The following is a 9,665-nucleotide window of genomic DNA, read 5'->3' on the forward strand; positions in this document are numbered from 1 at the left end:
AGTCAAGATATCCGGTGACTGACACACCGCATTCGCGAGCAAGCCCGCTCCCACATTTTGATCCGGTTTCAATTGATAAACCGGATTATCGATGCGTCGCAATCCAGATCAACAACCCCGCCTGAAACACGGTAAACGCCACCAGGCACGTAATCGTGAAGCGCAACCCGCTGTCTTCGCGCTTGAACTTGGTGACTTTTTCCTCTTCCTTGCGCAGTTTCACTTCCTGTTCCGCCAGGTTCTGCTCGGCCTGTTGCAGCATCTGCGCCGCTTCCAGAATCTCCACGAACTGCAGCTTTTCGGTGTTCCAGCTGTCCAGCACATCGCTGACCTTGCCCGGCTGCACGTTGCCCTTCAAATGCTGGACATCGGCGTACGCCACATCAAAGCCCTGGATACGCAGGAAGTGATCCCGGCGCAGGCGCGTGGCTTCGTTGAGGGCGTCCTTGTTGGCCAGGTCGACGCCGTCGACGCGGTAGTGCGACCACTTCTTTTTCGCCCAGGCGGCGCCCTGGGCTACCAGGAAACGGCCGATGCCGCGGTTAGCCGGCTCGATCTCCAGGCTGTTGCCCGGGCCAAAGTGCACCCGATGGGTCGCGTGATCGACCCAGATATCCAAATGGTTCTGTTCCCGGCGCACCCGCTGGCCCGGCAACTGAATGACCATGCGCAGCAGGCTGTGGTCCTTGTTGTTGCGTTCGGCCCAGCCAAACTGCACAAAGCGCAGGGGCCGCACGCCCGTGGCACGGTCGGTGGCCAAAGGGGCCAGGCGCAGCATCTTGAAATGTTCGGCCTGCACCTCCGCCCACGGTAACGCGGCCGATGCGGCGGCCTCGGTGTCAGCCGTGGTGTCGGCGGTAGGTTCGGGTGTTGCTTCGGTGTTCGTCATTCGGCGCGATCCTGTCCAAGCTCTGCGGGCCGACAGGCTTTTTGCTGTCGACCCATGGCTTATCGGCCGTTTTGCTCAGGACTGGAGGGCAATACTCGCTTAACTGGCGCGAAGTCCGTCGATAAAGCGAACCAGGCGGGTGCCCAGTTCAGCCGCCAGCGGCAACTGCGGGTCGTTATAGGACTCCAGTTGCTGCTTCACGTTGTTGGGCACGATGCGCATCACGTGGTTCATGCCTTCGATCACCGTCAGCTCGGCGTCGGGCTTGGCCTTCTGCAATTGTTGCGCATCGGCCACGCCGACCTGCAGGTCATTGGTGCCCTGGACGATCAGCGCCGGCATGGTCAATTTGGCAAAGGCCGCCGAAGGGTCGGCGCGGAACAGGCTGATCAGATAGGGCTGCACGCTGGGGCGGAAAATGCCCTCAAGGGGGGTGGGCACATCGGCGTCCACCTGGCCGGCCTTGAGGTGATCGAGAATCTGGTTGCTGCGCAGTAACAGCGCTGGAGGCATATGGTCGGCCAGTTGCTGGCGGATCACCTGGTCCACCGGGCGCGCACTGCCCGACAGGGAGATCACCCCGGCCGGGTTGAGCTGCGGGGCGGCGAGGGCGGCCACCAGTGCACCTTCGCTGTGGCCCAGCACAATCAGCGGGCCCATGCGTGGGTCGGCCTTGAGCAACTTGCCCCAGGCCACGGCGTCGGACACGTAGGCATCCAGGGTCAGGTTGCGTTCATCGGGGGTGGCGGCAAGGCTGGCGGCCACGCCGCGCTTGTCGTAGCGCACGCTGGCGATGTTGTGCCTGGCCAGCACCCAGGCCAGGCGCTTGAGGCTGTCGTTGCGTGCGCCGTCGGCGCTGTTGCCGTTGCGGTCGGTGGGCCCGGAGCCGGCGATGATCAGCACCACCGGCACCGGCTTGTCGGATTTGGGCAACAACAGCGAACCAAACAGCTCGCCACTGCCGGTGTCCAGGCTGATGGGCCGTTGCAGCACGACAGGGGAGGCGGCGAAGCCAAGGCTGGAAAACAGAGTGAGGGTCAAAAGCAGAACTCGCAGCATCATCGCGCCATCATGAGGAAGGTGCCGGTTGGACCAACGTCTACCGGTAAGGTTTCGAGGATGAACTAGTCGGTTAGCCTGCGTATACTGGCCGCCTTAAGTTATTACGGTTGACTTGATTCAACTGATTTCACGGAGCGCCCTGCATGTCCGGCAATACCTACGGCAAGCTGTTCACTGTTACCACCGCGGGCGAAAGCCATGGCCCGGCGTTGGTCGCCATTGTCGACGGCTGCCCGCCGGGCCTCGAGTTGTCCCTGGAAGACCTGCAGCGTGACCTCGACCGCCGCAAGCCCGGCACCAGCCGCCACACCACCCAGCGCCAGGAAGCCGACGAAGTCGAAATCCTCTCCGGCGTGTTCGAAGGCCGCACCACCGGCTGCGCCATCGGCCTGCTGATTCGCAACACCGACCAGAAGTCCAAGGACTACTCGGCGATCAAGGACCTGTTCCGCCCGGCCCACGCCGACTACACCTACCACCACAAATACGGCGAGCGCGACTACCGTGGCGGTGGCCGCAGCTCGGCGCGGGAAACCGCGATGCGCGTGGCGGCCGGTGCGATTGCCAAGAAGTTCCTGGCGACCCAGGGCATCGTGATCCGCGGCTACATGAGCCAGCTGGGCCCGATCGAAATCCCGTTCAAGACCTGGGACAGCGTCGAAGACAACGCTTTCTTCTGCCCAGACCCGGATAAAGTGCCGGAGCTGGAAGCCTATATGGACCAGTTGCGCCGCGACCAGGATTCCGTCGGCGCCAAGATCACCGTGGTTGCCGAAGGCGTGATGCCGGGCCTGGGCGAGCCGATCTTCGACCGCCTCGATGCCGAACTGGCCCACGCGCTGATGAGCATCAACGCGGTCAAGGGCGTGGAAATCGGCGCCGGGTTCGATTGTGTGGCCCAGCGTGGCACCGAGCACCGTGACGAGCTGACCCCGGAAGGTTTCCTCAGCAACAACGCCGGCGGCATTCTCGGTGGCATTTCCTCCGGCCAGCCGATCGTTGCGCACCTGGCCCTCAAGCCGACTTCCAGCATCACCACGCCGGGCCGTTCGATCGATGTGCACGGCAACCCGGTGGACGTGATCACCAAGGGCCGTCACGACCCTTGCGTCGGCATCCGCGCCACGCCGATTGCCGAAGCGATGATGGCCATTGTGTTGATGGACCACCTGCTGCGCCATCGTGGGCAAAACGCCGACGTAAAAGTCAGTACTCCGGTATTGGGCCAGCTGTGACCGTGGGTGGCGAGCGAGCTTGCTCGCGCTGGGCTGCGCAGCGGCCCCAAAGCCTGCAACCCGGTAGGACCTGGAGAACTGCGGCGCTTCCATTGGGGGCGCTTCTCGCCCCAGCGCGAGCAGGCTCGCTCGCCACAAGTCACTTATGCTGACGCAAGCCCTTCCATACTGGCGACTCTCCAGCTTCTACCTGTTCTATTTCGCCCTGCTGGGGGCGACGGCGCCGTTCCTGGCGTTGTACTTCGATCACCTTGGGTTCTCCAGCGCGCGCATCGGCGAGCTGGTGGCCATCCCCATGCTGATGCGCTGCGTGGCACCCAACCTGTGGGGCTGGCTGGGGGACTACACCGGCCGGCGCCTGGCCATCGTGCGCTTTGGCGCGGTGTGCACCCTGGTGAGTTTCTCGTTGATCTTTGTCAGCAAGACCTACGCCTGGCTGGCGCTGGTGATGGCCTTGCACGCGTTCTTCTGGCACGCGGTCCTGCCACAGTTTGAAGTCATCACCCTCGCGCACCTGCAAGGCCAGACCTCGCGCTACAGCCAGGTGCGGTTGTGGGGCTCCATCGGTTTTATCCTCACCGTGGTGATCATGGGCCGCTTGTTCGACTGGCTGAGCCTGGATATCTACCCGGTGGTGGTCGTGGTGATCATGGCCGGCATCATCGGCGCCAGCCTCTGGGTGCCGAATGCGCAGCCCCTGAGCCAGGGGAGTCGCCTGGCCGGTGACGGCTTTTTGCGGCAACTGCGCAGCCCCGGCGTGCTGGCGTTCTATGCGTGTGTGGCGCTGATGCAGATGAGCCATGGTCCGTACTACACCTTCCTCACCCTGCACCTTGAACACCTCGGTTACAGCCGTGGCGTGATCGGCATGTTGTGGGCGCTGGGCGTGGTGGCGGAAGTCTTGATGTTCCTGGCCATGAGCCGGATTCTCACGCGCTTTTCGGTACGCCGGGTATTGATGGCGAGTTTCCTGCTGGCCGCACTGCGCTGGTTGCTGCTGGGCTCGTTTGCCGAATTCTTCTGGGTGCTGTTGCTGGCGCAGGTGATGCACGCGGCGACCTTCGGCAGTTTTCACGCGGCGGCCATCCAGTTCGTGCAACGCAGCTTTGGCGCTCGCCAGCAAGGGCAGGGCCAGGCACTGTATGCGGCACTGGCCGGTACCGGCGGTGCGCTGGGCGCACTCTATTCAGGTTACAGCTGGAACCTGCTGGGGCCGACCCTGACCTTCAGCATTGCCAGCATCGCGGCCCTGGCCGCCGCCCTAATCATTGGCATTCGATTGCAAGAGGAGCGGCCATGAGCAGCTCCCGTGACAGAGGAAGAGTTTGATGAGCTATCTCGCGGTTTACCACGTCTGCACCCCCGACACCCCGAACAAGGTCCTGACTCACCAGGACGATATCGCCTCGACCCTGGCCGAGCTGGGTGTGGGGTTCGATCGCTGGCAGGCGGCTACCCGACTTGAGCCCGGGGCCAGCGAGGTTGAGATTATCGCGGCCTACCAGGCGCCCATCGACAAGCTGATGACCGAGCGCGGCTACACCACCGTTGATGTGCTCCGCGTCAGCAACGATCACCCGCAGAAAGCCCAATTGCGCGCCGAGCGACTCGACGAACACCGCATGGCCCAAGACCACGTGCGTTTTTTCGTAGCGGGTCGTGGGCTGTTTACCTTGCACATCGAAGATTATGTGCATGCGGTGTTCTGCGAGAAAAACGACCTGATCTTGGTGCCGAGCGGCATCCCGCACTGGTTTGATATGGGGGAGAACCCGCACTTTGTGGCGATCCGCCTGTTCAGTGACCCTGAAGGGCTGGCGGTCATGCTGACGGGCGACGCGATCGCCGAGGGTTTTCCTCGGCTTGATGACTAAGTTCGTCCGGCAATGCCTCCTGAACAGGGGGCATTTTTTTAACTTCAATTCCTTCAGGTTGGAAATCGCTGTAGGAATAAACTTGAAAGTTTGTGGGTAACAGCTGTTTATCGTTGACCTTACTTGTTACTTCCACTCTTTGTGTAACTCTCTCTGGTCTCAATATTTATTCGCCTGTCAATAGGAGTAATCCGACTTCGGGCGTTACAAGACCTATATGAAGAGAGAGGCCTGCATGAGCGGTTCGGAGCCACAGGAACAACCGTCCACGCAAACGGACAGCGCGCCGGTTGCCAACCGCAAGGCGCGTGCGATGTTGTCGGGTAAACCCCTGACCCCAAAGGAACGGGAAATCCTGCATTGGGCGGTCGAGGGCAAGACGGTGTGGGAAATCAGCAGGATTCGCTCCATCTCCCAGGCCACGGTGAAGTTTCACCTGCGCAACATCTACGGCAAGTTGCAGGTGACTAACCGGGTCCAGGCCGTGAACGAGGCGGTGAAACAGGGATTGTGCAAATAAAAAAAGGCCGTGGTGCGCAACGGCACCACGACCTGTTCGGGTCCTGCATGACGGTCAAGCCGAATGGTAGGTCGGCAGGGCAAAGCGGTTCTGGCTTTGCAGCATCGAAATCTGTGGCAGGTCGCTGGCTTGTTCAGCCAGGTCGCGGCGAATGGCGCTGATGACCCACGTCAGTTGGTCGGCCGTGTGCAGTTGCTGATAAGAGATCGAACGTTTGATCTGCTTGCCTTCGCTGTTACGCAAGGTCAGCAGGATGCCGCCATCAGGACGCGCCTGGGTGGTGACGTCGAAATTGGAGAACACAGAAGAAAATTTATCTTGGATCAGGCTCATGTCTATCAGCTCCGTTAGCTCATGTTTTGCAGCGTGGAGTGATAGGTGCAGTGATTGTGCCAGTACTGAGTATCTTAAAAAATCGTTATAAATCAATCAGTTATAAAATTTTAAGATTTCCAGTTTCGTGCAATTTGCATGAATGGCCATCGTGCATCCTGCATTTTGCGGGGTTTTGCCAAGTGTTTCACAGCTGGCACGCAAGGCAGGTCTTCCATAGTGACCACCTGGCGGTGCGCTAAATTCCTTTTCCTTTCGGGATACAAAACTTTTCAAATCCTGCGTGTACAGCCGAAGAACGGCTGGCGTATTTTCCTGCAAGGCATTCAGCGCGGGTCTTACAGTGCGATGGGTGCCTTGAGGGTCATACGAACAATAAGAAAAAGGACGTTCCCGCCATGAACCACCCGCCAAGTGACATGATCACCTGGGGCATGATGCTGCGTAAGGTGCCCACCATTGTCCGTGCACTGCCGCGCCTGGTGCGCGGAATCCGCGTTGCCAACATCACCGATCCCGACCAGCCGTGCGGCCTGGGCTGGACCTTTGAACAAGCCACCCAACGCAACCCCGACGGCGCCGCGCTGCTGTATGGCGACACGGTGCTGAGCTACCGCCAGGCCAACCAGCAGGCCAACCGCATGGCTCACTACCTGCAGCAGCAGGGGATCGGCAAGGGCGACGTGGTGGCGTTGTTTATCGAGAACCGCCCCGAGTTGTTGCTCAGCGTACTGGCCGTGGCCAAGGTGGGCGGCATTTGCGCGATGCTCAATACCTCGCAAACCCAGACCGCACTGGTTCACAGCCTCAACCTGGTGACGCCGGCGGCCATTGTGGTGGGTGCCGAGTTGATGGGTGCCTACGAGGCGGTTCGCAGCCAGGTGGCAATCGGCGCAGAAAAAACCTGGTTTATCGCCGATCAACAGCACACCAGCGTACCACCGGGTTATGTGGACCTGATGGCCGCGAGCGCTGATCATTCGCTGGAAAACCCCGCCAGCACTCAGCAGATCTACTTCAACGACCCTTGCTTCTATATCTACACCTCCGGCACCACCGGCTTGCCCAAGGCCGGCATTTTCAAACACGGCCGCTGGATGAAGTCCTCGGCCAGTTTCGGCACCATCGCCCTGGATATGGGGCCCGAGGATGTCGTCTATTGCACCTTGCCGCTGTATCACGCCACTGGCCTGTGCGTGTGCTGGGGTTCAGCGATTGCCGGGGCGTCGGGGTTCGCGATTCGCCGCAAGTTCAGCGCCAGCCAGTTCTGGGACGATGTGCGCAAATTCAATGCGACCACCCTGGGTTATGTCGGCGAGCTGTGCCGCTACCTGATCGACCAGCCCGCGAGCGAGCAGGACCGTGATAACCGTGTGACGAAGATGATCGGCAACGGCCTGCGCCCTGGGGTTTGGGCTGAGTTCAAGCAGCGCTTTGGCGTTGATCATATCTGCGAGCTGTACGCCGCCAGTGACGGCAACATCGGCTTCACCAATGTGCTGAACTTCGACAACACCATCGGCTTTTCCCTGATGCACTGGGCACTGGTGGACTACGCCCATGACAGCTGTGAGCCGATTCGCGGCGCCGACGGTTTCATGCGCGAAGTGCCCAAGGGGGGCCAGGGGCTGCTGCTGGCCAGGATCGATGACAAGGCACCGTTCGACGGCTACACCGACCCCGAGAAGAACCGCAAGGTGGTGCTCAGCGACGTGTTCGAGAAGGGCGACCGTTATTTCAACACCGGCGACCTGTTGCGCAATATCGGCTTCGGCCACGCCCAATTCGTTGACCGGCTGGGGGACACCTACCGCTGGAAAGGTGAAAACGTCTCCACCACCGAAGTCGAGAACATCTTCCTGCAGCACCCGCAGATCTCCGAAGTGGTGGCCTACGGCGTGGAGATTGAAAACACCAACGGCCGCGCGGGCATGGCGGCCATTACGCCTGCCGAATCCCTGGCTTCCCTGGACATGCGCGAGTTGCTGACCTTCGCCCACGGGCAATTGCCCGCGTATGCGGTGCCGTTGTTCCTGCGGATCAAGGTGAAGATGGAAACCACGGGCACCTTCAAATACCAGAAGGTGAAACTCAAGGAGGAAGCGTTCGACCCGGGCAAGGCCGGTGATGATCCGATCTTTGCCTGGTTGCCTGGGTCGGACAGTTATGTGCCGGTCACCGGGCAACTGTTGGCGGATATCCAGGCGGGCAAGTTCCGTTATTGATTCTGCCTATCGCCGCTTTTGGGAAAAAAGGCATGACAGTGGGGAACTCCATCGCGAGACTGGGCGCCTTATGAAACACCAGACAAGGAGCCCCACATGTCAGACCAAGCCAAACAAATGACCGAAGACGAAGCCGCCGAATTTGCCGAGCAGGTGTTCGATGTGGCGCGCAAGGGCGATGCCGCGATGCTGGCGGCGTTGCTGGCCAAGGGCTTGCCGCCGAACCTGCGCAACCACAATGGCGATACGCTGTTGATGCTGTCGGCCTACCATGGCCATGTGGACGCGGTGAAAGTGCTGCTGGAATTCAAGGCCGACCCCCAGATTGCCAACGACAAGAACCAGCTGCCGATTGCCGGCGCGGCGTTCAAGGGCAACCTGCCGGTGGTCAAGGCGTTGATCGAAGGCGGAGCGTTGGTCGAAGGCGCATCCTCTGATGGTCGCACCGCCTTGATGATGGCGGCGATGTTCAACCGTACCGAAATGGTGGACTACCTGATCAGCCAGGGCGCCAATCCCAAGGCCACCGATGCCCAGGGCGTGACCGCGCTGGCAGCCGCGCAGACCATGGGGGCGGTGGATACGGCGGCGCAGTTGGAAAAACTGGTGTAGGCTTTGCGCCCTCAAAATCAGCCCCGCCACAGGACCACCCCATGAAAACCGCACTCGTCGAACTCATCAGCAAAATCAGCTCCGGCTGCATGAGCGAACCCGAGATCGCCAAGGTGGCTGACGAAGCGGCCCAGGCCTACGCCGATCCCGACGCTTTCCTGGCCGCCAACCCCGACATTAACTACGACGACACTTTCCCGATTCCCCTGGGTGAGTGGATCGTCGTCGGCAGCCTGCCAGACACCGTGCTGTTCCAGGCCGACACCTACCTGGACCTGTTCGCCCAGATCGTCGCCTCCTTTGGCCCCGGCGTGGCGTTCAACCTCAAGCCCAAGCAACTGGCCAAGACCGAAGCCCTGACCGCGCTGAACCGCATCCAGATCCAGATGAGCGCCCTCAACCCGGAGAACGGCGGCTACGTGCTGATGAACTTCAGCCAGTTGCTGGACGACGAGATCCAGGCTGTGCTGGTCTACGGCAACGACGTGCCACGGGTGCTGGAGTTGTGTGCCGAAACCGGCATAAAGGGCGAACCATCGCTGGAAGCTCTGCGCGTTGCGGTACACGTCTGAAATAAAACGGAACCCCCGGCCACGGCTGACTATCCTAAGCAGGCAAGCCCTCACTTAGGAGCGACACCATGGGTTCCACTTTTAATGGTCTGATCGGGTTGATCATCCTCGCGCTGGATATCTGGGCGATCATCAACGTGTTCAAAAGCGGCGCGAGTACCGGCGCCAAAGTGTTGTGGATCCTGTTGATCCTGCTGCTGCCGGTACTGGGCTTGATCATCTGGGCGATCGCCGGGCCGCGCGGTAACGTGCGGATCTGATCCAAACAACGCTATCCAGAGCGGGCACAGTAAGTGTGGGAGCGGGCTTGCTCGCGAATACGGTGTAACAGTCACCTGATGTA

At 60.8% G+C, this 9,665-nt stretch carries 11 protein-coding genes; 8 read left to right on the forward strand and 3 right to left on the reverse strand.

Features of this window, described 5'->3' with window-relative positions:
* Window positions 1-85: 85 nt before the first annotated feature.
* A complete protein-coding gene (locus tag ACW9I6_RS26980; protein WP_003213127.1) occupies window positions 86-889 on the reverse strand; it encodes a hypothetical protein in 804 nt (267 codons plus the stop codon).
* Window positions 890-988: 99 nt separating this feature from the next.
* Window positions 989-1,951 (reverse strand): alpha/beta hydrolase, encoded by a 963-nt coding sequence (locus ACW9I6_RS26985; protein ID WP_003213124.1) that lies wholly within the window; start codon window positions 1,949-1,951, stop codon window positions 989-991.
* A 143-nt stretch (window positions 1,952-2,094) separates the two neighbouring features.
* Here ACW9I6_RS26985 and aroC point away from each other — a divergent pair, with 143 nt between their 5' ends.
* The 4 genes from aroC (at window position 2,095) to ACW9I6_RS27005 (ending at window position 5,580) form a co-directional block, all read left to right on the forward strand.
* A complete protein-coding gene (gene aroC, locus ACW9I6_RS26990) occupies window positions 2,095-3,186 on the forward strand; it encodes a chorismate synthase (RefSeq protein WP_003213122.1) in 1,092 nt (363 codons plus the stop codon).
* A 148-nt stretch (window positions 3,187-3,334) separates the two neighbouring features.
* Entirely contained in the window at window positions 3,335-4,486 is a 1,152-nt protein-coding gene (locus tag ACW9I6_RS26995) for an MFS transporter (RefSeq protein WP_178966184.1), read from the forward strand.
* A 28-nt stretch (window positions 4,487-4,514) separates the two neighbouring features.
* Window positions 4,515-5,060, forward strand: a complete 546-nt coding sequence (locus tag ACW9I6_RS27000) for a 1,2-dihydroxy-3-keto-5-methylthiopentene dioxygenase (protein WP_457340038.1) — start codon at window positions 4,515-4,517, stop codon at window positions 5,058-5,060.
* Window positions 5,061-5,295: 235 nt separating this feature from the next.
* Window positions 5,296-5,580, forward strand: coding sequence for a response regulator transcription factor (locus tag ACW9I6_RS27005; protein ID WP_003216779.1), 285 nt, complete (start codon window positions 5,296-5,298; stop codon window positions 5,578-5,580).
* Between the two features lie 54 nt (window positions 5,581-5,634).
* On the opposite strand, the gene ACW9I6_RS27010 is transcribed toward ACW9I6_RS27005, so the two are convergent.
* Window positions 5,635-5,913 carry a DUF3509 domain-containing protein gene (locus tag ACW9I6_RS27010; RefSeq protein WP_003216777.1) on the reverse strand — a complete coding sequence of 93 codons (279 nt, stop codon included), beginning with the start codon at window positions 5,911-5,913 and terminating at the stop codon, window positions 5,635-5,637.
* Between the two features lie 398 nt (window positions 5,914-6,311).
* On the opposite strand from ACW9I6_RS27010, the gene ACW9I6_RS27015 reads away from it, so the two are divergent.
* From ACW9I6_RS27015 to ACW9I6_RS27030, 4 genes are all read left to right on the forward strand, one after another.
* On the forward strand, window positions 6,312-8,138 hold the full coding sequence (locus ACW9I6_RS27015; protein ID WP_087692961.1) for a long-chain-acyl-CoA synthetase: 1,827 nt from the start codon (window positions 6,312-6,314) through the stop codon (window positions 8,136-8,138).
* Between the two features lie 96 nt (window positions 8,139-8,234).
* A complete protein-coding gene (locus ACW9I6_RS27020; protein WP_003216773.1) occupies window positions 8,235-8,750 on the forward strand; it encodes an ankyrin repeat domain-containing protein in 516 nt (171 codons plus the stop codon).
* Between the two features lie 41 nt (window positions 8,751-8,791).
* Window positions 8,792-9,322 (forward strand): hypothetical protein, encoded by a 531-nt coding sequence (locus ACW9I6_RS27025; RefSeq protein ID WP_003216771.1) that lies wholly within the window; start codon window positions 8,792-8,794, stop codon window positions 9,320-9,322.
* Between the two features lie 68 nt (window positions 9,323-9,390).
* Window positions 9,391-9,582 carry a PLDc N-terminal domain-containing protein gene (locus ACW9I6_RS27030; RefSeq protein ID WP_003172956.1) on the forward strand — a complete coding sequence of 64 codons (192 nt, stop codon included), beginning with the start codon at window positions 9,391-9,393 and terminating at the stop codon, window positions 9,580-9,582.
* The last annotated feature ends 83 nt before the right edge of the window (window positions 9,583-9,665 follow it).

The sequence above is a fragment of the Pseudomonas sp. SDO5522_S412 genome (assembly GCF_054071215.1).